The sequence below is a fragment of the Agriterribacter humi genome (assembly GCF_009192765.1).
In the GTDB taxonomy this organism is placed as follows: domain Bacteria; phylum Bacteroidota; class Bacteroidia; order Chitinophagales; family Chitinophagaceae; genus Agriterribacter; species Agriterribacter humi.
On sequence record NZ_VOHQ01000003.1, the window covers coordinates 426741 to 452672 of the forward strand.

The 25932-nt window shown below is 39.9% G+C and carries 19 protein-coding genes; 12 read left to right on the forward strand and 7 right to left on the reverse strand.

Annotated elements, in window-relative coordinates:
• Window positions 1–58: 58 nt before the first annotated feature.
• The 3 genes from plsX to FRX45_RS08180 form a co-directional block, all read right to left on the reverse strand.
• Complete coding sequence (gene plsX / locus FRX45_RS08170) at window positions 59–1003, reverse strand: phosphate acyltransferase PlsX (RefSeq protein ID WP_152267906.1); 945 nt, start codon at window positions 1001–1003, stop codon at window positions 59–61.
• A gap of 96 nt (window positions 1004–1099) precedes the next feature.
• The gene (gene rpmF, locus FRX45_RS08175; protein WP_152267907.1) at window positions 1100–1291 is read right to left on the reverse strand and encodes a 50S ribosomal protein L32; all 192 of its coding nucleotides are present in this window, start codon (window positions 1289–1291) and stop codon (window positions 1100–1102) included.
• Between the two features lie 11 nt (window positions 1292–1302).
• The gene (locus FRX45_RS08180; RefSeq protein ID WP_152267908.1) at window positions 1303–1842 is read right to left on the reverse strand and encodes a YceD family protein; all 540 of its coding nucleotides are present in this window, start codon (window positions 1840–1842) and stop codon (window positions 1303–1305) included.
• Between the two features lie 233 nt (window positions 1843–2075).
• Between FRX45_RS08180 and FRX45_RS08185 the strand changes: the two genes are divergently transcribed.
• Entirely contained in the window at window positions 2076–2465 is a 390-nt protein-coding gene (locus FRX45_RS08185) for a hypothetical protein (protein ID WP_152267909.1), read from the forward strand.
• A complete protein-coding gene (locus FRX45_RS08190) occupies window positions 2458–3078 on the forward strand; it encodes a SprT-like domain-containing protein (protein ID WP_152267910.1) in 621 nt (206 codons plus the stop codon). Before FRX45_RS08185 ends, FRX45_RS08190 begins: the two co-directional genes overlap by 8 nt.
• Window positions 3079–3095: 17 nt before the next feature.
• On the opposite strand, the gene FRX45_RS08195 is transcribed toward FRX45_RS08190, so the two are convergent.
• Together FRX45_RS08195 and FRX45_RS08200 are read right to left on the reverse strand one after the other, a co-directional pair.
• Window positions 3096–3572 (reverse strand): DUF5004 domain-containing protein, encoded by a 477-nt coding sequence (locus FRX45_RS08195; protein WP_152267911.1) that lies wholly within the window; start codon window positions 3570–3572, stop codon window positions 3096–3098.
• A 337-nt stretch (window positions 3573–3909) separates the two neighbouring features.
• Window positions 3910–5928 carry a T9SS type B sorting domain-containing protein gene (locus FRX45_RS08200; RefSeq protein WP_152267912.1) on the reverse strand — a complete coding sequence of 673 codons (2019 nt, stop codon included), beginning with the start codon at window positions 5926–5928 and terminating at the stop codon, window positions 3910–3912.
• Window positions 5929–6451: 523 nt separating this feature from the next.
• Between FRX45_RS08200 and FRX45_RS08205 the strand changes: the two genes are divergently transcribed.
• The 5 genes from FRX45_RS08205 to FRX45_RS08225 all read left to right on the forward strand — a co-directional run bounded on the left by FRX45_RS08205 (window position 6452) and on the right by FRX45_RS08225 (window position 18132).
• Window positions 6452–12754, forward strand: coding sequence for a fibronectin type III domain-containing protein (locus tag FRX45_RS08205; RefSeq protein WP_152267913.1), 6303 nt, complete (start codon window positions 6452–6454; stop codon window positions 12752–12754).
• Between the two features lie 86 nt (window positions 12755–12840).
• A complete protein-coding gene (locus FRX45_RS08210; RefSeq protein ID WP_226805103.1) occupies window positions 12841–14274 on the forward strand; it encodes a GMC oxidoreductase in 1434 nt (477 codons plus the stop codon).
• Window positions 14275–14296: 22 nt separating this feature from the next.
• Window positions 14297–14740 (forward strand): hypothetical protein, encoded by a 444-nt coding sequence (locus FRX45_RS08215; protein ID WP_152267915.1) that lies wholly within the window; start codon window positions 14297–14299, stop codon window positions 14738–14740.
• A gap of 102 nt (window positions 14741–14842) precedes the next feature.
• A complete protein-coding gene (priA, locus tag FRX45_RS08220) occupies window positions 14843–17332 on the forward strand; it encodes a replication restart helicase PriA (RefSeq protein ID WP_152267916.1) in 2490 nt (829 codons plus the stop codon).
• Window positions 17333–17379: 47 nt separating this feature from the next.
• Window positions 17380–18132, forward strand: coding sequence for an EcsC family protein (locus FRX45_RS08225; RefSeq protein ID WP_152267917.1), 753 nt, complete (start codon window positions 17380–17382; stop codon window positions 18130–18132).
• Window positions 18133–18156: 24 nt separating this feature from the next.
• Here FRX45_RS08225 and FRX45_RS08230 read toward each other — a convergent pair whose 3' ends face one another.
• On the reverse strand, window positions 18157–18450 hold the full coding sequence (locus FRX45_RS08230; RefSeq protein WP_152267918.1) for an ATP-dependent Clp protease adaptor ClpS: 294 nt from the start codon (window positions 18448–18450) through the stop codon (window positions 18157–18159).
• A gap of 193 nt (window positions 18451–18643) precedes the next feature.
• Between FRX45_RS08230 and FRX45_RS08235 the strand changes: the two genes are divergently transcribed.
• Together FRX45_RS08235 and FRX45_RS08240 are read left to right on the forward strand one after the other, a co-directional pair.
• A complete protein-coding gene (locus FRX45_RS08235) occupies window positions 18644–20788 on the forward strand; it encodes a cation:proton antiporter (RefSeq protein ID WP_152267919.1) in 2145 nt (714 codons plus the stop codon).
• 204 nt (window positions 20789–20992) lie between these two features.
• Window positions 20993–21868: a cupin-like domain-containing protein gene (locus FRX45_RS08240; RefSeq protein WP_152267920.1), complete on the forward strand. Its 876-nt coding sequence runs from the start codon at window positions 20993–20995 to the stop codon at window positions 21866–21868.
• 4 nt (window positions 21869–21872) lie between these two features.
• Here FRX45_RS08240 and FRX45_RS08245 read toward each other — a convergent pair whose 3' ends face one another.
• Window positions 21873–22784, reverse strand: a complete 912-nt coding sequence (locus FRX45_RS08245; protein ID WP_226805105.1) for a transglutaminase domain-containing protein — start codon at window positions 22782–22784, stop codon at window positions 21873–21875.
• A 203-nt stretch (window positions 22785–22987) separates the two neighbouring features.
• Between FRX45_RS08245 and FRX45_RS08250 the strand changes: the two genes are divergently transcribed.
• The 3 genes from FRX45_RS08250 to FRX45_RS08260 all read left to right on the forward strand — a co-directional run bounded on the left by FRX45_RS08250 (window position 22988) and on the right by FRX45_RS08260 (window position 25930).
• Window positions 22988–23722, forward strand: coding sequence for a (Fe-S)-binding protein (locus FRX45_RS08250; RefSeq protein WP_152267921.1), 735 nt, complete (start codon window positions 22988–22990; stop codon window positions 23720–23722).
• A 32-nt stretch (window positions 23723–23754) separates the two neighbouring features.
• Window positions 23755–25137, forward strand: a complete 1383-nt coding sequence (locus FRX45_RS08255; RefSeq protein ID WP_152267922.1) for a lactate utilization protein B — start codon at window positions 23755–23757, stop codon at window positions 25135–25137.
• 214 nt (window positions 25138–25351) lie between these two features.
• Window positions 25352–25930: a LutC/YkgG family protein gene (locus tag FRX45_RS08260; protein ID WP_152267923.1), complete on the forward strand. Its 579-nt coding sequence runs from the start codon at window positions 25352–25354 to the stop codon at window positions 25928–25930.
• Window positions 25931–25932 lie beyond the last annotated feature (2 nt).

Sequence of the window (25932 nt, forward strand, 5' to 3'; positions counted from 1 at the left end):
AGAATATTTCCGGTAACCTCACCCGTACTTATTGCCGCAGTAACCTGGCCGAAATCCATTATTGTGATTTGAAGCTCTTCTTAATTTTTTCAATAAGGTCTATTTCAATAATTTTTTGAGCCATCAGGATCATGTTCTTAAAAGATGGCCCATGTGAAATGCCATGGCCTATGATCACTGGTTTATTAACGCCCAGAACCGGAACGCCGCCATATTGCTCAAATTCGAAACGATCGAAATAGGCATCATGGATATTGCGGCGTTTTACTATATCGTAAACACTCTCTGCCATTTTAAGCATTACATTACCCGTAAATCCTTCACAAACTATTACATCTGCTTTGTCTAAAAAGATGTCACGTCCTTCAACATTACCAATAAAATGGATTAAAGCGTTTTCCTTAAGCAGTGGGTAAGTGGCTTGTGCCAGCAGGTTCCCTTTCCCTTCTTCTTCACCAATATTCAGCAATCCTACTCTCGGATTTTCAATATTCCATACATGCTGTACAAATAAGGAGCCCAGGATGGCAAATTGGGCAAGATTCTCGGGTTTACAGTCAGCATTAATCCCTGCGTCTAATAAAAGTCCAAGCTTACCATTTTCCCGGGGCATATATGCACCTATAGTTGGACGGCTTACACCTTCTATTGGTTTGATGCTGTATAATGCCCCAACCAGCATAGCCCCGGTATTACCCGCACTAATAACAGCATCTGCTTTTCCGGAGGCTAATAAATGAAAACCAATGGCAATAGAAGATTGTTGTTTTTCTTTAAGCGCTTTTGTGGGATGTTCGTGCATGCCAATTACCTGTGCTGCATGAACAATTGTAAAATCGCCTGACTTTAGCGGGTATTGCTGCAAAAGCGCTTGCAATTGAATTTCATCTCCTATTAAAAGAAGATGGGCGGGAACTGGTGCTTCCGATAAGTATGCCGATGCTCCTTTAATAGCTTCAAGAGGGGCGAAGTCGCCACCCATCATATCTAAGGCGATGTTCATGCAGCAAATTTGGGGAAAATCTGAAAAATACAAATCCCAAATCCAAATAATATTATTTATCCGGAATTGGGAACCATATCAAAAAAGTAAAAAATACTATTTAATCGGCGATTTTTCTACTACTACTTTTCCTTTGTAATAGAGTTTTCCTTCACTCACATGTGCACGGTGGCGTACATGCGTTTCGCCTGTAGCGCTGTCTTTGCTTAACGTCACTGTCTCAGCTATGTAATGTGTTCTTCTTTTCGCACTGCGTTGCTGAGAGTGTCTGCGTTTTGGATTGGGCATAACACTAAATTTTAATTGTTTCTGAATTTGTCCAGATCTTTCCAGATCGGATTTTCATTTTCTGTATTGCGTTCGTTCAATTTTCTGAGCATATCCAGCGCTTCCTGGTTGCATTTCGAACTTCCGTCGGAATTTTCCCCGCAGGTGCGTTGCAATGGAATACTCAGGTTAATAAATTCGTATATCCAGCCTGCCACGTTAATATGACTTTCTGTTCTTGATATGTAATAAACATCCGGATCCTCTTCAGAGGCATTCATTTCATCCGGGTTGTCTACCATCTTCACCAATACTTCAAAATCATCCCACAGACTTTTTTCCAGGGTATTGCCACATAAGTCGCATAACAAGGTAACCGTTCCTCCTATCTCAAACTTAAGCATGAGAAAAGAGGCTTTTTTGTCCAGGATCAATTTTACAGTAACGTGAGTATCTGTAAAATCCTGTGGTTGCTGCTCTGCAAAGAACTTGTCATTTATCTCGTAAACATATTCATGCTTGCCCGGCTTTAGCCCTACAAAAGCAATCTCGTATTCATGCCGGTTCGCCATGCTTTTTGTTTTAAGGTTTGCAAAGGTAGTAAAATCAGGTGAAATTATGCAATGATAAAATAAGCAGGATACAATAATTTCTTAACTGCACGAGCTGTTGTTGGCTAAATAGTTATACAGTATTTTTTTTGAATATAAGAATAATGCAGCGCTACGCACAGGATTATATCGCGTCAACCGAAATTGGCTTTCATTCAGCTTGTTGTAGATTTGCTTTTTGGAATATTGAATATATGAGTGGATTAAAAGCCTTTTTGCCTTCTTTTTTTCTTTTTCTGCTGCTCAACGGGCTGTTTGTGCTTTTTCAGCGTATGCTCACCGGATATGGTTTTAGCACGCAGGTATTGTTGTGGGGAAATGTGTTTTTATTTGGGTTAAGTATCATTTCATTTTTGCTTCAGCAAAAAGCGGCGAAATCTACTTCGCCACAACTCATCGTCCGTTATTTCTATATTTCTTTCCTGGTAAAACTCATATTAGTAGCTGTAGTGGCTTTGATATATGCAAAAGCGGCCACTAAGGTGAATAAGGCATCTGTAATTGCCTGTATGGTGTTTTATATGTTATATACTTTTATTGAAATAAGCATGCTGCTCAAAGCCGGTAAGCAAAAAAATGCGTAAAAAAAGAGAAGCCCCACTTGCTACTTTGGATTCTTATTTGCCCGCTGGTTCTTATCATGCGGTAATGCAATACCTCCAGCACTACAAAGTGCATCTTACCGTTACCAGAGAGCGAAGAAGTGTTTTAGGCGATTACAGGTTCGCTGTTCATGGAAAAAATCATCGTATCAGTGTAAACGGCAATCTTAATTCGTTTGCATTTTTAATTACGCTGTTGCATGAACTGGCGCATCTCATAGCCTTTGCAAAATATGGAAACCGGATCGCATCTCATGGAAAAGAGTGGAAATTAGTATATGGTGAGATTTTGCATCAATTCCTTTTGCTTGATATTTTTCCGGGAGACATAGCTATGGAAATAAAAACTACAATGCATAGTCCAGCGGCCGGCAGTTGCGCCGAAGACGGTTTGATAAGAGTGCTGCGAAAATATGATCAGAAACAAGATCAGAAAAAGCTGGTGGAAGAAATTGATGTCAACGGGTCATTCCAAACAGATGATGGCAGAATATTCAAGCGGGGTGATCAGTTGCGGAAGCGCATCAGGTGCTTAGAAATAAAAACGGGGAAAATATATTTATTCAGCCCGGTGTACGAGGTAACTCCTGTATAATATTCTGTCCTTTCGGCTTAAGCTTTTTCCAGGATGATGGTATACGTGCCATCGGCACCAGGTATACCCGTACCTGTAATTGCATAAGCTATCTTTAATGTAGTGGTATTTACTTCAATAAGATCAAAGATTAACGGGTCTCCGGTAGTTGGAGTAAACTGGATTTTGGTTTCATTATCGGTTAGCTTCCATGTGCCCGATTGAGCAGTAGAGGGCTCACATGCTACGGCGCCTTCATCAATTGTATAAGTATCATCTTTCTTGAGTGTAAAAATATTGTCTTTCAGGCATACTATCTGTGGAAGAGGAAAATCAATAACGCTGGTTCCGCCTGCATTTTTCACATCAGATACCTTCCATTTATTAGACAACAGCTCTTTTTTGGTTGGGGGAGCGGGTTCTTCCTCTTTATCTTTCTGGCAGGAAATGAGTATAGAAGTTGAAAAAAAAGCGAATAGTAAAATATATTTTCCGAACAATATGCTATTTTTCATAAAAAAAAGGGGTTTATAACTATTGGGAAAAGATATAACGCATTGCCTGTGCAAGGCGATATAAATATAAAGATAAAGATAAGGAGACGAAATTAACTCAGCATAGCCATAACCCCATAAAGTATAAAATAACTTATGGCAACAAAGGCGAAGAAAAGTTTATCTGCATTTTTCATACCGGCAGGAGTTTATATTAATAATTAAAACGATTTTCCTGTAAATAATGTTGTATAAATAGTTTGTTTTTCTTTGTACAGGAGCCATATAATTCATATTCCATGCCAGATATGAATGAGAACAGTAAAAATGAATGTAAAAGCGTGAAGGAACGGGAAAGTTACCTTATTAGTGTGGTAGTGCCCTTTAAATGAAATACCCGACCGGTATCCGTATGTATGTATTGCAGTGTCCATACATAAGTGCCACTGCCCTGCATCTTTCCGTTGATCGTGCCATCCCATTTTTTTAAACGATCGGTAGTTTCAAACACTTTTTGACCATATAAGTTATATACCCTGAAAATAAGATTACTGGCTTTATAGGCATTTAACGGGTAGAGATAATCATTAAGGTTATCGCCATTGGGGGTAAATGCAGAGGGTATGTCAATGTAACAACTGCTTACCAGTTTAACTTTTTTAACTGCAGTATCCATGCAGCCATGGTTATTTGTAACAACAAGCCGGATATTGTATTCCTGGTCTGTTAACGGTGCCGAATAGGATTGTGCAGGAGGAGATTTAAGAATGCTGTTTGTGCCATTACCAAAACTCCAGTCCCAGCGCAAAATATTTCCGGTGCTTGCATCTTCATATATTGTTGAATCCCGGGGACATATAAATTCCGGAGCCTCAAAATCCGCTTTCAGTTCATTATCAAGGATAATATCAGCGGAAGCAGTGTCATGGCAAACACCGTTCGATGCTATTAGTGTGGCCGTTTTTTGGCCAAAAACCGAATATGTTTTTTGAAAATGCTGCCCGGTTCCTGAAGTATTATCTTCAAATGCCCATTTCCATAAATTTGCCTGGTTTGCCCCGTTGTGTGAAAATATAATTGTATCGGTGTTGCAGCCATATAATATAGAGTAATTAAAGGCGGCTGAAATAGTATCTTTAGTAATAAAATGTAAGGCAGCGCCTTCCGGTGTTTCTTCTCCGCATTCATCAATAATAGTGTTGCCATCGCTTCCTTTGTTTAGTGCAATGGTATATGTGCCATTGTGTAAGATCGGGGCAGCAAGTTGTACATGAATTACACTGCTCATATCATTATCATTGCATTGGCCGGAAGCAGAAGCAATTGCTATTGCCGGCGATCCGTTTATCATAAAATCACTTCCATCCGCAGCTATGGAATTACAGCGTATAGGTTTTTTAAATACCAGTTGCAGAAAGTTTGGCGCACAGCCCGGGGTGGTTAAGCTATCCATTGGGGTAGGCTGAACGGGCAAAACGCTAAATGGAATGTTTTCACCTTCTTCAATACCCCGGTCGCAATTATCTAAGAGGGTATTATCATCTGAACCCTTTTTTATAGTGAGTGAATAATCGCCGGCAGGCAATGGATTGTTGAGCGTAATGGTAACAGAGTCCATATCAAAGCCGGTAAGGCAGGCTGTTGCAACTGCCCCGGTGATGGTTGCGCCTCCGTATGAAACGGAAAAGTCGCTGCCATCAGCCGCAAGGGTATTACATCTCATTTTTTTGTTCAGCTTCACAATAATATTTGTTCCGTCGCAATAAGCTCTTGCATCCTGGAGATGCGGAACTTTTGGGTCTGTTATGTTCGCTGTACCACCTTCAAAAGAAAGTTTATACCCGCTTTGGTTGGTTATTGTAAAATGACTCACCAGCAAAAGATATTGGTGTCCTTCAAGAAGTGCGGGCATTTTACTTGTATTGGGATAGTCGAATCCGGCACAATTTGTAAATGAGCCGGCATTGGTTGCGGTGCCGGTTGCACCGGGGTGTGCCGACCAGTTGCTTCCAACATATAAGCTGCGGTCGGTATATACATCGGCAGCATCATGGCCGGTAATATCAAACAATTGCCAGTCATAATCATCCGATGCAGTAAGTGGAGTGATGGTTAATCCGAGGGTTCCTGCAGTAAAACATGTGAACTTATACCAGAACGGGTTGAGATCTCCATAAGCCGCATTATCATTTTCGCAGCCTGGAACGGGGATTGAGCGCCCGCCGCAGGCCGGGACAGTTTGTTGCGTAAAAGTAGATGTGCCACATACCGGGAATGCTGTGCCCGGATTTTGTCCTAAGTTGGTACAGATTTGCGCATAAACACTACTCAGAAAAGTGGTACAAATGAAAATAAGAGGAATAGTTTTCCAACGCATTATCGAAAAATAATGATATTTTTTAATAGAGGATGATTAATAAATTTAAAGAAGCGTTGCACTGGTATTAATTCATTTAATCAAAAAGAGCTACTCAATACCGGTAACAAAACTACCGGCAATTGTTCTGATTAGAAGATTAAATAAAAACAGTAATGACAGCGTATTTAAAAAGTGTTACAAAAAGAATGAGAAAGTACCTCTGCATTTTTATCATAAGATAAAGGGAGCGTATTTTAACAGGCTGGTTATCAATGAGTGCTTATTTAAAGTAAAATTCTGATGTGAATGTATTGTATAATCAAAAATACTTTTATACCTTGCAATCCCTATTGATGTTTCGGGTCTGCACTTTAGCATCAATTTTCTTTCCAATTGTCTTCTGTCAAACCTATTTCCGTTTTTTTTCGTATAATGTTTAAAGAAGATCAAAGCCGTTGATTTTATCTTAATAAACACCAGTAAGTTTCTACTAATACCCAATCTCCTCCCTGGAACCTTTAAACAGTTACAAAAAATTAATATGAACCAATTCGTACACAAATTAGTTTGGGGTTGTCTCTCGTTTTTTATGATAGGAGCGGTTGTGTCAACCCAGGGGCAATCTGTTTTTAACCCTAATGATCCCATAGTAATTTACAATCCTTCCAATCCCCCAACTGAGCCCGTTTTCGGTCAACCTGGTAAATGGGTAAAAACAAACCGGTTGCCTTGGAACACTTCTTCATTTAAAGCTTATATATATAAAGGAGTTGCATTTCGGCTTAAATGGCCAAAAAATTATGATATTTCCGGAAATACGAAGTATCCTTTATTTCTGTTCTTCCATGGAAAAGGTGAAAGAGGTAGTATTTACGATAACGAATATCAATTGTTTCATGGAGGCGAATTGCATAGAAATGCAGTAGATAACGGTACCTATAATGGTTTTCTTTTATATCCACAAACCTCTGATCCCGATGGTCACTGGAGTACGGCACAACGACAGTTTGTAATGGAATTATTAGAGGACTTTCTTATTCCCCAGGTTAATGTAGATCCGTTTAGAATATCTGTAGACGGGCTTTCAGGGGGTGGGTTTTCAACGTGGAAGTTTTTTGAATTCTATCCTAAACTGGTGGCAGCCTGTTTGCCAATAAGCAGCTCCTCATCCAGTCACAATACTACTATAGTGAACAATAAATTTACACCAATCTGGTTATTTCAGGGAGCCCTGGATCTAAACCCTATGCCGAGTGTCTCGCAATATCTTAATGGTGTAGCGGAAAATGCAGGTGCGAATTTTACATATACAGAATATCCAAATTTAGGGCATGGTTGTTGGTATTCAGCTTGGGGTGAACCTGATTATTTTCCTTTTTTAAACAGGGCAAACAAAGCGAACCCTTGGCCCTTGTATGGCAGAACTGAGTTTTGTAACACAGGTCCGGGTTCTGTTAATACAACTATTGGTGTTACTGCGGGGTTCGATGAATACCAATGGCGAAAAAATGATGTAGTGCTCACCGGGTTGGGAACCAGTTCCAATACGCTTACGGTTACGGATATTGGCGTTTACTCATGCCGGATAAGAAAAGGAACAACCTGGTCAGGATGGTCTCCTATTCCGGTTGAGATTAAATACAAAACCAGCACTATTCCGCCTGCAATAAAAGTGAGTGGTTTGGCAAGTAGAGTTTTGCCCGCTCCTGATGGGAAGACTACTGTAAATTTAGAAGTGCCTAAGGGTTTCGCAGGATATAAATGGGAGAAAGTGGGTGATACTACAACACTCAGTACTGGTAACGCGGTAAATGGAGTTGGTATAGGTAGCTATAAGGTGAAGGTTACCGAACAATTTGGTTGTGCCAGCGCATTTAGCGATCCTTTTACAGTTATTAATGCCAATGGTCCCAATAAACCAGATGCTGCAACCGGTCTGATCGCTATCCCGCTTTCCTATACTTCTTTGAAATTGAATTGGAGTAGCAACCCGAACCCGGTTTACCCTCAAACCAATTTTGAAATTTACCAGGCAACCCAGTCCGGCGGCCCTTATCAATTTATAAGCCTGGTTGATGGTAATGTGTTTTCCTTTGTAAAAGAAGGGTTAACTCCCGGAGTTAGATACTATTATATTGTAAGGTCTGTGAGCGGTACAGCAGCAGCCCCTGTTTCAAATGAAGCTTCGGCCATTACGCAAAAGGATATCAATCCTCCAACGGCTCCGGGTAATTTGAATGTGACAGGCTCAGCGAGAAATTACATATCGCTCGCCTGGGGCGAATCAACGGATGATGTGGGTATGGATCATTATGAGATTTATGTCAATAGCATCAAATCCTATGTTACCTCAGAGACGGAGTATACGGTATATGGGTTGGATTTTGGTAAATCGTATAATTTTACCGTTAAAGCAGTTGATATTGCGGGTAACAAATCCGCAGCCAGTAACCAGGTTACAGCTCAGCCTCTGGCTAAAGGGTTAACCTTTAAGCATTATACAGGTATCTGGAATAATTTGCCTGACTTTAATACACTTACTCCAATATTAACCGGGGTAGTGCCTAATGTAACGCTCGCAAACGCCAGCCAGGCCGAGAATTACGCTTTTTTATGGGAGGGATATATTCGGATTCCGTCAACTGGCAACTATATTTTCAGCACCACTTCTGACGACGGAAGCAAGTTATACCTTGCTCCATATAATAGTACAGCAACAGCATTGGTTAATAATGATGGACTTCATGGATCTAAATATGCAGAGGGTGCTATTGATAACCTCGCAGCAGGCGTTTATCCCATAACTATTACCTTCTTCCAGCAAGGTGGCGGGGCAAACATGAGCGTATCCTGGCGGAAAACAGGTCAGAACGGCTGGTCAATGGCTCCCATTCCCGATTCTGCTTTTGTTGATCCTCCATCTACGCCTGCGGGAGCTGTGCCAGCAAAGCCGTCGAACCTGGCTGCTACAGCGGTTTCTTTTAAAAGAATTAATCTTACATGGACCGACAACGGCAATAATGAAAAATCTTTTGAGCTTTTCCGCTCCACAAATCCTCAGGAAAACTTTGTTACTGTTGGAGTGGTGCCTGCTAATACTACCAGCTTTGCAGACACTTTGGTTGAGCCTGCCACAACTTATTATTACAAGATCAGGGCGATAAATCAATATGGGGAATCGCCGTTTGATAAGACAGGACCGGGTGTGGATTATGCTTATTATGAAAGAACCGGTATGTCGGTAGTGCCAGATTTCAATACAATGACTTCTGTCAGAACAGGAAGGGTGAGCGCATTTCAATTGGGTATGCAACTAAGGGGGGATAATTTTGCAGTAAAGTTTGATGGATTTATTACAATACCGACTACGGGAAGTTATACTTTCTATCTCAAGTCTGACGATGGGTCCAGGTTATACATCAATAACAATCCGGTTGTGAATAATGACGGATTGCATGATGCTACCGGTGAGCAGTCCGGTACAGTTTCATTAAACGCAGGCATATACCCGATAAGTGTTACCTTTTTTGAGGCAACAGGAGGCGAGGCACTAACCGTAAGTTATCAGGGTCCGGGTATTAATAAGCAAACGATACCCGGGAATGTATTAGGCGATATATTAGCTAATGCCACTACTTTAGCACCACCGCCCACTCCAGCCGCTCCAACAAATCTAACAGCTCTTGGATTCAGTAACTCTGCTATTAATATTAAATGGGTCAATAGTAGTTTGGCAAACATTACAAATATCGAATTGTATCGTTCATATAATGGTAATGCTGATTATGTATTGCTAGCCACACTTCCTGCGAACGCAACCTCCTATAATGATACAGAGTTATACCCCAGCTCTTTGTTTTATTACAAAGTGAGGGCTACAGGCGAAGGTGGTAATTCGGGGTATAGCAATGAAAAAGACGCTCGTACGCTTGGAGTTATTCCTTCTATACTGCCTGTAGAAAATGTGTACATGCGTTTTAACAGCACAGTTCAGGTGCCGGTAGAAGCCACTTCAGGGTCGCCAGTTGCTATAACTTTACAGGTAAGCAATCTTCCGGATTTTGCTGCATTTCAGCAAACTGACAATGGAAAAGGAATAATAACTTTTTCTCCTTCGGAAGGTCAGCAAGGCTTATATGGAAATATAGTGGTTACGGCCTCTAATCCGCAAAATGATAAAAGCACTGTCCAATTTAATCTTACTGTAAATTCGAATTATGTTCCGATTCTTAATAATAATTTAACCAGCTTATCTGTAAATGAAATGCAAACCAACCAAATTAACCTATCTGCTACCGATGATGATGCGGATGATTATTTGATATGGTCTTTTACAGGCTTGCCGGCATTTGCAACTATAACAACTACCAACCGCACTGCTTCTGTATCATTTGCCCCCAATTATGGAGATGCGGGTGTTTACAGAGTAAAAGCAACAGTTAAAGACGGACGTAACGGTAAAGATACTTCCTCGTTTGATGTTAAGGTAATTCACGTAGATGCTTCTCATGACCCTAACGACGGAACCGTACCGGCTAAACCTAAAGATATAGCTGTTCGGTTTGTTGGTAGTGTTAACGGAGTTCAGGTAACGTGGACAAATATGGCTTATAATGCTACCGGATTTGAGATTTACCGCGCAACGTCAGTAACAGGGTATTATACGTTATTGAATCCCGGAGCAACGAATAAGGATTCGACATCATATTATGATTATACTGCGGTGGGCAACAAAACATATTTTTATGCTGTTCGGGCTATAAATACCAATGGGGGAACCAATTCAACCATAGTGATGATTGTTACACCTAACAAAGCGCCTGTGATCAGCGCTGAAGATATATATATAAAAAGTGGAGATGTAAAAAGTATAGCTATTGTGGCTACAGATGACCCCGGAGATATAATAACGCTTGCAGTATCAAATTTACCCTCATTCGCTACATTTACGGATAATGGCAACGGCAATGCTACAATTCATCTTTCCCCAACCGGCACACATATCGGTACATATAATATATCGGTAAAAGCAAGTGATCATTATGGAGCAATCTCTGTTAAAACAATAAAGGTCACTGTTACGGATAAGTATATCACTTCCGTATTAGTAAATTTTAATAATAAGGATTATCCGATCAGTTTTGGGCACTGGAATAGCTTTAATGCTGCGCAGGTTGGGGCGACTGCAGTAGTTAAGAATACCTTACTCTCTAATCTTAAAGAAGAAACGGGTAGTGCTACTACGATGAGTGTTCAATTGCTTGAGGCATGGGCACAGACTTATACTGGTATGGTTACCGGCAATAATTCGGGAATTTTTCCTGATAGTGTAATGATGACCGGGTATTATTTTTATACCAAGTCTACAGTTCCTCAGAAGACAATCAGGATTTCAGGATTGAATAGTGGTAAAAGGTATAATCTGATCTTTTTTGGTAGCAGATCGTACACCCAGGCGCAGGTAACTTATTTTACAGCAGGGGGGCAAACCGTTTCATTAGACGCAACCAATAACAGTACTCAAACCACACAAATCAATAGTTTAACTCCCAGTCAGGGAGGTGTTATTGATGTGGTAATTAAAGCTGATATGGATAGATATGCAGTTATTAATGCAATGGTGATTCAGGAGTATGATAATACGATAATCCTACCTCCTTTTAATCTTAGTATGAGCAAAAGTACCAGGAGTACTATAAGCCTCTCATGGAAATGTAACGCAACAAACTTGACAGGTTTTGAGATTTGGCGGTCTGATGCTTCAAATGGTACATATGTAAAACTTCCTGTTACCATTCCCGCTAACACATTTACATATACGGATGGTGGGCTGCAAACCGGTAAGCTTTATTATTATAAAGTACGAGCTGTATCAGGTTCAAGCTTTTCCGACTTTAGTGATTACGTTAGCGGTGCAACAATAAAATATTCTATTAATATTAATTTTAATGATGGCTCGGAACTTGGACCATCTCAGCCTGCACCATGGAATAATACAAATCAATTGGTTTATGAAGGGTTTATTCTGCCGAATCTGTTGAATGATGATAACCAGAACACCGGCATCAACATGACAATAGTAGGCAGCTTAAATTCCTTTAGTGGCACTAACCGGCAAGATAATACTCTAACTACAGGTAATAATTCTGGAGCTGTTCCCGATATCGTTATGTCTACTTTTTATTTCTTGGAATATGGGCAGATAGGTAAAATTCGGATTGATGGACTGAACCAGAGCATGCGGTACAATTTTGTATTCTATGGCGGATGTAAAGATAGAGGCAAAGGCCAGATAACTACATACACAATAGAAAATGAGAACGTAAATTTGGATGCCAAAAACAATACGATGAATACTGTACAAATTAATAATATAGTTCCTGATGCAGCGGGAAGTGTGCTAATATCACTTACCCCGACTATTCTTAGTGGATTTGGCTACATTAATAGTCTTAGTATTCAAGCCGTTGGTACGGACATAGATGGTACACCGTCCGGACGTAAAGTTATTCAGGCCGGAGACAGGAATGTAGCATTATTAGATATAGATTCCGGTTCTGTATCAAAAACAGATAGAAATGTAATTTTGGGCGCTTATCCCAATCCGTTTGTAGATGATATCACACTTAAGCTTTCTTTGAATAACCCTGCCGGCAAGATTATTGCGGTACTTAAAGACATCTCAGGTAGACCAATATTCTCCACTACATTAACGAATCTTAAAAAAGGAATCAGTGAGCATAGGATGGGATTAAAGGGAGGCAAACTTCCTGCGGGAACTTATGGAATTCAGCTTCTGGGATTACCAAAAGGAGAAAAAGCCGCAATTATTGTTGTGAAGTAGGTTTAGTTACTTAATTTTAAATGGAAGCATACTTGTTCTATGCTTCCATTTTTTTTGAGCCAATTCTATTATTGTTAAAAAAGCTAATGGAAAAGTTTGATCTTATACTGGTAGGCACTGGATTTGCCTCGAGTTTTTTTTTAAGGAAATATCTTGAAAAATCTCCTCTGGATAATCGGGTCCTCGTATTGGAAAGAGGAATAATGTGTCCTTATACGGAACGGCTAAAAGCTGCAGGAGGAAAACAATCAGATATATTTGAAAAAAGAGTTAAAACAGGGGATACTTTTATCAACGATAGCGAAGACAAAGTATGGATGTTTGATCCCAATTTTGGAGGTAGCTCTAATTGCTGGACAGGCTGTACTCCGAGATTTTTACCTAATGACTTCAAGATTAAATCGCTTTATGGTATGGGTCAGGATTGGCCAATATCTTATGACGAAATAGAACCTTACTACACCCAGGCTGAAGAGATTATGATGATCGCCGGGCCAGAGATTACACCCTTCCCCAGGAGTAAGCCTTACCCTTTGCCGCCGCAAACGCTTTCTTCAGTAGACAAATTACTTCAGGATAAGTATAAGGAATTGTACATTAGTCAGCCAACAGCCAGAGCTACAGTCCCAACAGGTAAAAGAAATGCCTGTTGCACAAGCGCAGTCTGCGGATTGTGCCCGGTAAACAGTAAGTTTACTATTGAAAATACTTTAGATTATTTATATGCTGATAAGAGAGTTACGATACGTTATGGTTCGCAAGTACATCATTTGCTAACCGAAAATGACACGATAAAGGGAGTAGCTTACAAGTACAATGGTAAAGACTACGAGGTGAATGCTGAAATTGTCGCCTTAGGCGCAAATGCAATTTTTAATGCGCATATTTTATTGAATTCTGGTGACACTAATCCAAAGACTGGTAAGGGTTTATGTGAACAAAGAGGAACATTTGCTTACCTGTATTTTAAGGATATTGACAATGTTGGAGGTAGCTCTATTATTACGGCTAATGGATATATGCTCTATGATGGCGATCATAGAAAAAATGAGGCTGCCTGTATTATTGAAAGCTCCAATATTCCTTTTATTCGCAATGAACCTGGAAAATGGAGAAAGATAGCGAGATTGAAGTTTGTATTTGAGGACCTTCCTGATGATAATAATAAAGTTGTTTTGAGTGATAATTTTTTAAAACCTGGGGTTCAATACGCTAAGCATACTTCTTATGTAGACAAGGCAATGAAAAATTTGAAAGGTAACATTGATAAAATATTTTCTTTCTTACCTGTAGAAAAAATTGAGATGGATGGCTACTTTCAGAAATCTGAGTACCACATTTGTTCAACTGTTCGGATGAGTGATTCAAAGGAAGAGGGTGTTGTAGACAAAAATCTCATTCATCATCAGTATAGAAACCTGTTTATTCTGGGGAGTGGGGTTTATCCAAGCATTACACCGGCAAATCCCACTCTTACGCTATCTGCGCTATCGTTAATGGCTGCGGATAAAATATTTTGATTAATATTTTTATTTTGGAATAATGAAGAGAAGAAATTTTATCTGGTTATTAACGACAGGCGCAGCAGGTGTTGCTGCTGGCGGATATATTTTTTTTGAAAATTTTGAAGTGTTAGTGCGTAAGATTATAATAAAGGATACTTCATCTTTGAGCATTTCTACAGAAGAAATTGATAAGTATCTGCTGGCTTCAAGGGAAAATAAAAGTTTAGTTAATGCTCTGCCATTTTCCAATCAGCAACTATTGAAATGGCATTATCATTTTGATAATCCATTGTTTTCTCTTCCGTATAATACAAAGTATGAAATAGACCGTAGCCGGATTGTTGGTAACTTTTTGCTTTCAACGGATTTTTTTATTAATAAAATGGATGCTACAACACCTGTTAAATATATAGGAATATATGATCCATATCAAAAACCTTGTTCCAATCCATTTTCCAATCTATTTTATCCCGATGCGTAGCCTATACTTGAGCTGTGTTTAATTGATAAGACATTTTAGACGAGATTAAATTCTTCGGGTACTAATTTGTTTTCCTTTTTTTCAGGCCTATCTTTATTCTTCATGACGGATATTCATCCAGATAAAGATCATATCGCTTCTTACGCCGCTCTTTTTGCAGAGATCATCATCCCTTTAGCGCTGCCTAAAAATTATACATGGCAAATACCCTATCATTTAAAGGATAAGGCAAAAACAGGTTGCCGGGTAGAAGTTATCCTGGGAAAGAATAAAAAATATGCCGGTATTATTAAACGGCTTCATGGTAATAAACCTGTGGCATTTGAGCCAAAGGATATTTTGAATGTGCTGGATACAGAACCTATCGTGTTTGAACAGCAGATGAAATTGTGGGAATGGATAGCCCAATATTATATGTGCAGTGAAGGCGAAGTAATGGCTGCAGCCCTCCCCTCATATTTTAAGCTTAGCAGTGAAACTATTTTATTATGCAATGAGGAATACGGGGATGACTTTTCTGCGCTTGACAATGATGAATACATTATTGCTGAGGCCCTCCATATAAAAAAAGAATTAAAACTTGCGGAAGTGCAGCAGCTTCTCGATTCATCGCATGTATACCCCGTTATTAAAAGATTGATCGAAAAAAATGTGTGTTTTGTATGGGAAGCACTTAAAGAAACATACCGTGCTAAAAAAGAGACCTATATCGTTCTTAACCCGGTATATGCAAATGAAGATGCTTTATCCGAACTGATGAATAACTGGGGCAGAGCGCCTAAACAACTGGAATTATTGCTTAGTTACCTGCATCTTACAAAAACTGAGGGGGAGGTTACCAAATCGGCCCTGCTCAAAAAATCAGGCGCTTCCGATGCACAATTAAAAGGACTAAGTGAGAAAAATATTCTATGGCTTGAAAAGCGGGCGGTTGACCGTTTGCGTTATCTCCCGCTTCATATCAACGTTGATTTTAGCCTGACCTCCGCACAACAGGAAGCATATGAAAAGCTGAATGCATTGTTTGTTGAGAAGCAGGTTTGCCTTTTACATGGCATCACCTCAAGTGGAAAAACGCAGATATATATAAAGTTAATTGAGCAGTATGTTCACCAGGGCAAACAGGTGCTTTACCTGCTACCTGAAATCGCGCTCACTTCCCAGATCATACGCCGTCTGCAAAAGCATTTTGGCGGGTATATAGGAATTTATCATAGTAAATTTAGCCAGAACGAAAGGATAGAAATATGGAATAAGATCAAAAGCGGGGAACTGAAGATCATACTGGGGGCACGATCTTCCCTTTTTCTTCCATTTACCGACCTGGGTTTAATTGTAGTAGATGAAGAGCATGATACTTCCTTTAAGCAGCACGACCCGGCTCCCAGGTATAACGCAAGAGACAGTGCTATATATTATGCGGGACTTTTTGAGGCAAAAATTTTGTTAGGCAGTGCAACCCCATCTGTTGAAAGTTATTTTAATGCATCGCAGGGTAAATATGGCATAGTGGCGTTGAACGAAAGATATGGGGGTGTGGATCTGCCGGCAATTGAAATTATAGATACAAAACAAATTGTAAGAAAAGATAAGTCGAAGATTATCCTTTCACCACAATTAAAGGAAGCGATAGAAAAATCATTAGAAAGAGACAAACAAGTTATATTATTTCAAAACCGGAGAGGTTATTCGCCTTACCAGATCTGTGCCGTTTGCGGATGGATACCACAATGCAAGCACTGCGATGTTAGCCTCACTTATCACAAACTCAGTAACAAGCTGGTTTGTCATTATTGCGGAACAATATACCCTAATGTAACCACTTGTGCTGCATGTGGCAGCTATGCTTTTGTACAACGTAATTTTGGAACAGAGAAAATTGAAGAATACCTGGAAGAGACTTTTCCAAAAGCAAAAATAGCACGGATGGATATAGACAGTGTGCGGGGCAAACATGCACACGATAGTCTTATACAATTGTTTGAACAGAAACGGATAGATATTCTTGTGGGTACTCAAATGGTGGTAAAGGGTTTAGATTTTGAGCATGTCAGCCTGGTTGGTATCCTGGACGCTGACAGCCTTTTAAGTTTTGCAGATTTCAGGGTAAATGAAAGGGCCTTTCAGTTGATGGAACAGGTAAGCGGCCGGGCGGGCAGAAAAGAAGAGAGGGGCAGGGTACTGATCCAGGTGGTTAACACTAAGCATCCGGTACTTCATTTTGTACAACAGCATGATTATGCTGCATTCTTCAGGTTTGAGATAGAAGGCCGCGAACGATTTTTCTATCCTCCGTATTCCCGTATTATACTTATTACATTCCGGCATAAATTAAAAGAACGAACTTCGGAAGCGGCTCAATATTTTGCGTTGGGATTACAAAAGGAACTTGGGAAATATATAGTTGGGCCGGCTGAGCCTCCTGTTAACCGGGTGCGTAACCAATACCTGATGGAGCTATTATTGAAGATTCCGAAGGACACTGTTTTTATTAACCGCTGTAAGGCTTTTATAAAAGATCAGATCGTTCTGTTGCATCAAAATAAAAAATTCAGAAGTGTAGTAATTGTTGTCAATGTAGACGCCGTATAATGATCGCAGCACACAACAGTCTATATTCCATCTTTAATTTTAAATAAATGAGCCGGTACTACGATCAAAAAGTATTGCGGGAATTAAAATTGTGGCAATACCGGATGCTGTCAGGGCCTTCTTTTTTTGATCGCCTTTCGAAACGTTTTCAGAATAAAGTGAACAGTTTCATTCCTGAAAAAATACACCAGGCCATTACGGTTACCATTAAACAAATGGTAAGGGGTGTTTTATATGGCGCAAATATAACGACAACCAAGTTTAAAAAAGATGTATCCCTTCAGGTAAAAGACGCTCTTGCTGAAGAAAAAATAAGCCTTTACCAAAAAACAGCCGCTGCCGAAGGCGGTCTTACCGGAGCTGGTGGCATTTTGCTGGGACTGGCTGATTTTCCTTTGCTTATAGGCATAAAACTTAAACTTCTTTTTGAACTGGCTACTATTTACGGCTATGATCTCAAGGATTATAAAGAACGGTTATATATTCTGTATATTTTCCAACTGGCTTTTTCCAGCCCGCAGCATCGTAAAAACATTTATCAGCGAATGGTTAACTGGGAAGAACAGCGGGAGCATTTACCGGAAGACATTCACCAGTTCGACTGGCGCAGTTTCCAGCAGGAATATCGTGATTATATTGATATAGCCAAAATGGCTCAACTGGTGCCCATCATTGGCGCCCCGGTTGGGGCAATAGTAAATTACAGGCTCATTAAAAAGCTGGGTGTAACTGCTATCAATGCCTACCGGATGCGTTCTGTTAAAGCGCTGATAAAACCCAACAACGAATCAACCAAATAACGAATCAACTAAGTAACCAATCAATTAATCAACCATTACTTCTATCGTAGCACCTATGCCTCTTTCGGTAATAGCATCGCATTGGGGTTTAAGCTCATCATATTCGCCCTGTTTTACTGCGTATTTTCCTTTAAAATGTATAATATAAGCACATTGCTCTGCCTGTTCATGACTATGCCCGCACACTTCTTCCAGTGTTTCAATAACCCATTCAAAAGTATTCACCTCATCATTCCATACAACAAGTTGGTATGGCTTTTCGGTTAAAACCAGGGTTTTTTTATCTTCCGCTGTTGATGTGTTGTACCCTGCCGTCATTGTTAATTATTTTCATTTCAAAATTAGCATTTACTAACCACTTGTAATCGTGTCCGTTAAAAACGACAACCTGTTTTTAAAAAACAGATATATAAACCAGTATAGCATTGATATTGGATACAATATTAAATACTGCCCCAACATTTGTATTTTTGAAACCATTCCGGACGATAACCGGTAAAATGGTCGCATTATGATGATATTGAATGGTTTTACTTTTCCATTAAATGATCCGATTCCAATTTTCGTTATCGTATTGTTTATTATTTTACTGGCGCCTATTTTACTGCGGAAATTACGTATACCCAGCATTATAGGTTTAATATTGGCGGGAATGGCTATTGGCGACCACGGCTTTAACCTGGTAGCCAACGGTAGCATTGACCTGTTCGGCAAAGCGGGATTATTATATATCATGTTTCTTGCCGGGCTTGAACTGGACATGGCCGAATTTAAAAAGAACAGGTATAAAAGCCTGGTTTTTGGCTTCTTTACATTTATTATTCCACTGGGTTTGGGCTTCTTTTTATGTAACTACCTATTGCATTTTAATTTTATGGCTTCATTGCTGGTATCCAGCATGTTCGCAACACATACGCTTGTGGCTTACCCCTTAGCCAGCCGCATGGGAATTGCTAAAAATGAAGCGGTAACGATAACGGTGGGCGGCACTATTATTACCGATACAGCCGTTTTGCTGATCCTTGCTGTAATAACCGGATCTATCGAAGGTGAATTAAACCAGCAATTCTGGCTTAAACTCGGTTTTTCTTTCCTGGTATTTTCTTTAACGGTGCTTGTCGGGTTTCCTTTTGTGGGTCGCTGGTTTTTTAAGAAGATCAAGGATGATCAAACAACACATTTCATATTTGTATTTGCCATGGTTTTTCTTGGGGCATTTTTTGCAGAGTTAGCCGGTGTTGAAGGTATTATCGGGGCCTTTCTTGCAGGGTTGGCATTGAATCAATTAATACCTCATACTTCGCCATTAATGAACCGGATTGAATTTGCCGGCAACGCTTTATTCATACCTTTCTTTTTAATAAGCGTGGGCATGCTGGTAGATCTGAAGGTTTTGCTGAAAGGAAACCAGGCGCTTATCATTGCCGGAACCCTTACCGCTATGGCGCTTTCCACCAAATGGATCGCGGCGTTTATCACCCAAAAAATATTCAGGTATTCTGCAACCCAGCGCAATGTAATGTTCGGGCTAAGTACTTCCCATGCAGCGGCTACTATTGCAGTAATTCTTATTGGGTTTAATATGAAGATCATTGATGAGAATGTTTTGAATGGCACTATAATCCTGATATTAATTACCTGCATGGTTGGTTCTTTTGTTACTGCTAATGCGGGTAAAAGGCTGGCGGTAGAGGAATCCGGCAGAGTTCCGGATATAATAAATATTCAGGAACGCATACTTATCCCTGTTAATGATACAAATCAAACGGATGGTTTGCTGGATTTTGCCGTAATGATTAACTCCTCTCAGCAAAAAACGCCTGTATACATGCTTACCGTAATGCAGGATGAAGACAGGTTAAAGGAAAAGGTAGTATTGAACAATAAAAATCTTGAGAAAGCAATAAAACACGGCGCCGAAACGGATACAAAAGTACAGGCGGTTACAAGGGTTGATCTGAACATGGCCGACGGCATCAGGCGCGCGGTAAAAGAATTGCTCATATCTGATGTGGTGATGGAGTGGTCTGATAAAAGCAATACAGCAACCGGGTTCCTGTTCAATTCTTTATTTGGCACAACAACTCAGAATATTCTGAATAGTGTATGGGAAACCGTTTTCATATGCCGCTTCAGTTACCCGCTTAATACAACAGCCAAAATAATTTTGGTATTAACCAAAAATGCAGAGTACGAAATAGGCTTTCACCATTGGGTAAAAAGAGTTGTTGCATTGTCGAAACAGGCAGGGGCACGGGTGCAGGTATGCTGCGCCGCTGATACCCAAAAGGCCTTTGCCAAAGAGTTTGCTAAAAACAAGGTTAGTGCAGAAATTTCATACCGCCACTTTGAAGATGTAGAAGATTTCCTTGTACTGGCAAGGGAAATCCGCAGTAATGATCTCATTATAGCTGTTAGTGCAAGGAAAGGAACCGTTTCGTACCATTCTTATATGGAAACGATACCTTCAAAATTGCTGAAGCACTTTGAAAAGAACAACCTCATACTTTTATATCCCGAGCAAAGACAATCTGAGTACCTGGAAACAGGTGTACAGCCTGAAGACCTGGTACTCACTCCAATACAGGACCAGATAGATAACTTTAATAAATTGGGGAGGGCGGTAAAAAAGATTATCAGGGGAAAGCAAAGATAGGAGTTCATTGTTTGCGGCTTTTCAATAATCATTTGGTAGTTTTAATAATGGAAATGGACCTGGTTTGGATATTGATGTATTTCATGTAATTTACATATTAAGAAAAAAATCAGGTTTGCAGGTAATTTTCGGCCCACTTGTATGATGTTTCAAAAATAATTTTTATCATTGTTTGCTTTTGCTTAATAAATTTGATGCCATCATATGAACTTACAACCCATTCAGCGAGTAGAAGGTTTAACAAAGCAGGAGTTTACTGAAAAATTTATCAGAACAAAAACCCCTGTCATTCTCAAAGATTTTATCAAGGGAAGCCCTGCTATAGATCTTTGGAATTACGATTATTTTAAAGAAGTAGCGGGTGATCTTATTGTGCCTGTGCATGGCAGTGAAAATGCTCATCCTGATATGGTACACAGTGCCCCTATGGCTAAAATGAAATTCAGCGAATACCTGGATCTTATACAGCGCGAACCTACAGAATCGCGGTTGTTTCTTTTTAACCTGTTAATAGAAAAACCGGAAATACGCAGGCAGTTGGTTTTTAATAAGATTACCGACAATATTCTTACCTGGCTGCCTTTAATGTTTTTTGGTGGCGGCGGATCCAGCACCCGGAATCACTTTGATATTGATATGTCGCATGTTTTTCTTACACAGTTTCATGGAGAAAAGAAGGTAACCTTATTTTCTAATAGTAATTCCTCCCTGCTGTATAAACTTCCCTATAATTTTCACGGAATTGGCGATATGAAAAACCTGGATTTTGAAAAATTTCCGGCCTTAAAATATGCCAATGGATGGGAATGTGTTATTCGTTTTGGAGAAACCTTGTTTATGCCTTCGGGTTACTGGCATTATATACAATATGTAACGGGTGGATATTCTGTAAGTGTACGGGCCTTATCTTCAGCCCGCGACAGGGTTACTGGTTTCAGCAACCTGGTATTTACACGTAACTTTGATAATGCCATGAGAAAGCTGCTTAAAGATAAATGGTATAATTATAAGGTAAAGGAAGCGTACAACAGGGCCGAAAAGGCTATTCAGCAATTGGAGCAACATCGCAGCAACGCTTAACCAATCAAAATTCTACAATCGCGTATGCTTTATTGTCTACATAAGGCCCGCCGGGATGATGGGCTGTGTAGTCAAGATTGATCCAGAAATTGCCGTCTTCTTCGCGGTAATATAAACCGGTAAAATTTTCTGAAGCAAATAAATGAGTGATGGCTTCCTGTAGCTCTGTAAAATTTTTTTTATCGCCACAGTATAACTCAGGATATACATGATTTTCTGTTAGCACCATTCTGCATTTGGCTCCAATGGCTTTAAGACTTGATATCATCATGATCGTATGATCATCACAATCGCCGCCCATTCCATTTTCGATGGTTTCCCTGGCAGAAGCGAAATATTCATCCCTGTTGGGGTCGGCTACATACTTGAAATTATTATTGATATACTTAAACAGGGAAAGGTACCTTACTTTTGGTCCGTACTTTTTATGGTAATCATCAAAATATTCTATAGAGTGCTTTACGGCAAAATTCCTGGTAACTGAATCTTTGGGATTGATCTTCGACTTTAATCCCTTCACCGCTTTTTCCACGCCCGTATCAAATATATCAGGTTTTATCAGGTATAGATCTTTTTCTTTATTATCTCTTATATCCCAACTTTTTACCACCAGGTTTTTATAATCAAGGATCATATTGCCAAGGTTGTAGCCTTCTGTAAACTGGCTATACACTACAAAGCCTGCCACTACAATAAACGCGGGAATAATAAGTGGTCGGAATATCCATAAAATAGCTCTTACCAGAAAAAAAGCTGCGATGATGGATATTAACAGGTCAACATTCCAGTAACCCACAATTACCGGGGGTATAAAGCGATTGATTAAAGGAGCCAAAGGAAGAATGGTAAGCAATCCTATGGTATTTAATACAAGGCTTCTCGCAAAAAAATGTGTATTGTTTTCACCCATTGCCATAATAATAACGCAAATTAGGGAGGAACTTATTATACAGCTTGTTAAAAAAGGATGATAAAGATATGCACATTGTTTGATGGTAGTTTACAGTATGTTTCCCTTCCGGGGTTATTCATTCAGGTAAGTACAGGTCGGCTCCAAAATGAAATTGTATTAATTTCGGATATATTATTCAACGCGCTCCCTTATAATTACTTTCATAAATGACTGTAGCATTATTTGTTCCATGTTATATAGATCAGTTTTATCCGCATGTAGCCATAGCCACCTTACAGGTATTGGAAAAGGCCGGTGTAACCGTTGTATATCCACCAAAACAAACCTGTTGCGGACAACCCATGGCCAACTCCGGTTTTGAACATTTGACCAAAGGCTGTAATGAATTGTTTGTAAAGAACTTTACCGGATTCGACTATATAGTATGCCCTTCAGGCAGTTGTACATTACATGTAAAACAACATTTGCACGAGGCTGAAAACGAAAAGGAAGCGGAGTATATAAAAGCGCATGTATATGAACTAACCGAATTTTTAACGGATATAGTCCAGGTTGAACAATGGGATGCCAGGTTTCCGCATAAAGTAGGCATGCACCAAAGCTGTCATGGCCAACGCGGATTAAAACTTTCACAAATGAGTGAATTGGTAGCAGAACCTTTTTCAAAGCCCGATAAGCTGCTTAAAATGGTGGAAGGGCTGGAAATAGTTGAATTGTCGCGAACCGATGAGTGTTGCGGATTTGGCGGAACCTTCTGCGTTGCTGAAGAATCCGTTAGTGTAAAAATGGGTAAAGACAGGGTGGATGATCATCTGAGCCACGGTGTGGAATATATAATTGGTGGCGACATGAGCTGCCTGATGCATATGGAAGGTATTTTACGGAGACAAAAAAGTAAAGTGCAGGTAAAGCATATCGCAGAGATATTGAACAGTCATTAACGTATTGAGCATTTGTCATATAATAATAAATCATGGATCAGGGAAATAAAGATCACGCTGCATTGGCCGAACGGTTTAATGAAGATGAGCCGAGGGTAAACTGGCACGATGAAACCCTATGGTGGGTACGTGCAAAGCGCGATAAAGCAGCACATACTCTACCGGAGTGGGAGCAATTGAGGGAAGCCGCCTCGCAGATCAAGAACAATGTATTATCAAATCTCAGTGAATATTTATTGCAGTTTGAAGAAAAAGCAAAAGCCAATGGAGTTGTAGTACACTGGGCAGCAGATGCAAAAGACCACAATGAAATTGTATATGCTTTACTGCAGCAAAATGGCATTAGCCGGATTGTGAAAAGCAAATCCATGTTAACGGAAGAATGCCATCTCAATGACTACCTGCAACAGCAGGGAATTGAAGTAATAGATACCGATCTGGGCGAACGTATTGTGCAATTGGCAAATGAACCGCCAAGTCATATTGTGTTGCCCTGCATACATAAAAAGAAAGAAGAAATAGGAGAATTATTTCACGAACACCTGGGTACGCCTGCCGGTAATGCCGATCCAAAATTCCTGGCAAATGCTGCAAGACTGAATTTGAGAGAAAAATTTTTGACCCGGCGTGCAGCAATGACGGGAGTAAATTTTGCTGTTGCGGAAACCGGAGAATTCGTGGTTTGTACCAATGAAGGCAATGCAGACATGGGCGCACATTTGGCCGATGTACATATTGCATGTATGGGTATTGAAAAGATTGTACCGCAACGAAACCATTTATCTGTTTTTTTACGCCTGCTTGCAAGGAGCGCTACGGGGCAGCCGGTAACCACTTACTCCAGTCATTTTAAAAAGCCGCGAAAAGGGCAGCAAATGCATATTGTGCTGGTGGATAACGGAAGAAGTGTGCAATTGGGAAGAGCGGATTTTCGCAATTCTCTTAAATGTATACGCTGCGGTGCATGTATGAACACCTGCCCGGTTTACAGAAGGAGTGGGGGGCATAGTTATCATACCGCTATAGCAGGACCTATTGGTTCTATATTAGCTCCCAATCTTGATATGCGCAAATATGCCGACCTGCCTTTTGCATCCACATTATGCGGCTCATGCAGTAATGTATGCCCTGTAAAAATTGATATACACGATCAGTTATATAAATGGCGCCAGGTGTTGGTAAAAGAAGGCTATGCTCCTGCAGCAAAAAAAATAGCCATGCAGGGAATGACCTTTACCCTATCCAATCCGGGAGTATATCAGTTTGCGGGTAAAGCAGGCCGGTGGATAATGGATAAAATACCATTTATTGTAAATAATAAATTGAATCCCTGGTATAAGCAACGCGAAATGCCGGAGCCTCCAAAGCAATCATTTGGAGAATGGTATAAAAAGAACAGGAAAGATAATTTATGATTTGAGATTTGAGATTGATCCGGGTTACAGGTTGCAGGGTACAAGTTGCAGGGGTACCGTTTCAATATTGAGTTTATTGTTTATGATTAGTAGTTTATTGTTAGAATTTCGTTTCGAATTTCGAATTTCAGGCTTCAGATTTACCATTTGAAATTTATCCGCCACGGCGGACAGGTTTGGCTCTTGTTTTTTAGAATTTGTCATTTATATCATCATGAACAGCAGAGAAAAAATCCTTTCCGCAGTAAAAAATAATCAACCGGCGCAAAATATATTACCTGAACTGCAATCCTTTTTGAAACCGGATACGAAAGTTCTTGAAAAATATATAAATGTATTAACAGCAATTGGCGGCTTGGCGCATGTGGTGAACAGCTACGCAGAAATAGATAATATTATCGGGCAGGAATATAAAGAAGCCCAAAGAATAATATCGTTATCCAAGGAACTGCCAATGCCGGGTAGAGCGGAAAAGTATGCGGATCCGCATGAGCTGGAAACAGTAGACCTTGCTATTATAAATGCGCAATTTGGCGTAGCCGAAAATGCGGCGGTATGGGTAACAGATGATATGCTTCCGCAAAGAGTGCTGCCTTTTATAACTCAGCAGTTAGCTGTTATCATTAAAAGAACCGATATTGTTCCAACCATGCATTATGCCTATGAAAGAATTGGGAATGCGGATTATGGTTTCGGCGTATTTATTGCCGGACCTTCTAAAACAGCCGACATAGAACAATCATTAGTATTGGGTGCACATGGTCCCAAAACCATGCGCGTTTTTATATTGTAATA

What these genes read in the sequence shown, in the direction of transcription:
- FRX45_RS08185 (WP_152267909.1), top strand. Translation starts at nt 2,076, where the DNA reads ATGAGTGGATTAAAAGCCTTTTTGCCTTCTTTTTTTCTTTTTCTGCTG.
- FRX45_RS08235 (WP_152267919.1), top strand. Translation starts at nt 18,644, where the DNA reads ATGATGATATTGAATGGTTTTACTTTTCCATTAAATGATCCGATTCCA.
- FRX45_RS08245 (WP_226805105.1), bottom strand. Translation starts at nt 22,784, where the DNA reads ATGGCAATGGGTGAAAACAATACACATTTTTTTGCGAGAAGCCTTGTA.
- plsX (WP_152267906.1), bottom strand. Translation starts at nt 1,003, where the DNA reads ATGAACATCGCCTTAGATATGATGGGTGGCGACTTCGCCCCTCTTGAA.
- FRX45_RS08225 (WP_152267917.1), top strand. Translation starts at nt 17,380, where the DNA reads ATGAGCCGGTACTACGATCAAAAAGTATTGCGGGAATTAAAATTGTGG.
- FRX45_RS08190 (WP_152267910.1), top strand. Translation starts at nt 2,458, where the DNA reads ATGCGTAAAAAAAGAGAAGCCCCACTTGCTACTTTGGATTCTTATTTG.
- FRX45_RS08215 (WP_152267915.1), top strand. Translation starts at nt 14,297, where the DNA reads ATGAAGAGAAGAAATTTTATCTGGTTATTAACGACAGGCGCAGCAGGT.
- FRX45_RS08260 (WP_152267923.1), top strand. Translation starts at nt 25,352, where the DNA reads ATGAACAGCAGAGAAAAAATCCTTTCCGCAGTAAAAAATAATCAACCG.
- FRX45_RS08255 (WP_152267922.1), top strand. Translation starts at nt 23,755, where the DNA reads ATGGATCAGGGAAATAAAGATCACGCTGCATTGGCCGAACGGTTTAAT.
- FRX45_RS08195 (WP_152267911.1), bottom strand. Translation starts at nt 3,572, where the DNA reads ATGAAAAATAGCATATTGTTCGGAAAATATATTTTACTATTCGCTTTT.
- FRX45_RS08180 (WP_152267908.1), bottom strand. Translation starts at nt 1,842, where the DNA reads ATGGCGAACCGGCATGAATACGAGATTGCTTTTGTAGGGCTAAAGCCG.
- FRX45_RS08230 (WP_152267918.1), bottom strand. Translation starts at nt 18,450, where the DNA reads ATGACGGCAGGGTACAACACATCAACAGCGGAAGATAAAAAAACCCTG.
- FRX45_RS08250 (WP_152267921.1), top strand. Translation starts at nt 22,988, where the DNA reads ATGACTGTAGCATTATTTGTTCCATGTTATATAGATCAGTTTTATCCG.
- priA (WP_152267916.1), top strand. Translation starts at nt 14,843, where the DNA reads ATGACGGATATTCATCCAGATAAAGATCATATCGCTTCTTACGCCGCT.
- FRX45_RS08210 (WP_226805103.1), top strand. Translation starts at nt 12,841, where the DNA reads ATGGAAAAGTTTGATCTTATACTGGTAGGCACTGGATTTGCCTCGAGT.
- FRX45_RS08240 (WP_152267920.1), top strand. Translation starts at nt 20,993, where the DNA reads ATGAACTTACAACCCATTCAGCGAGTAGAAGGTTTAACAAAGCAGGAG.
- FRX45_RS08205 (WP_152267913.1), top strand. Translation starts at nt 6,452, where the DNA reads ATGAACCAATTCGTACACAAATTAGTTTGGGGTTGTCTCTCGTTTTTT.
- rpmF (WP_152267907.1), bottom strand. Translation starts at nt 1,291, where the DNA reads ATGCCCAATCCAAAACGCAGACACTCTCAGCAACGCAGTGCGAAAAGA.
- FRX45_RS08200 (WP_152267912.1), bottom strand. Translation starts at nt 5,928, where the DNA reads ATGCGTTGGAAAACTATTCCTCTTATTTTCATTTGTACCACTTTTCTG.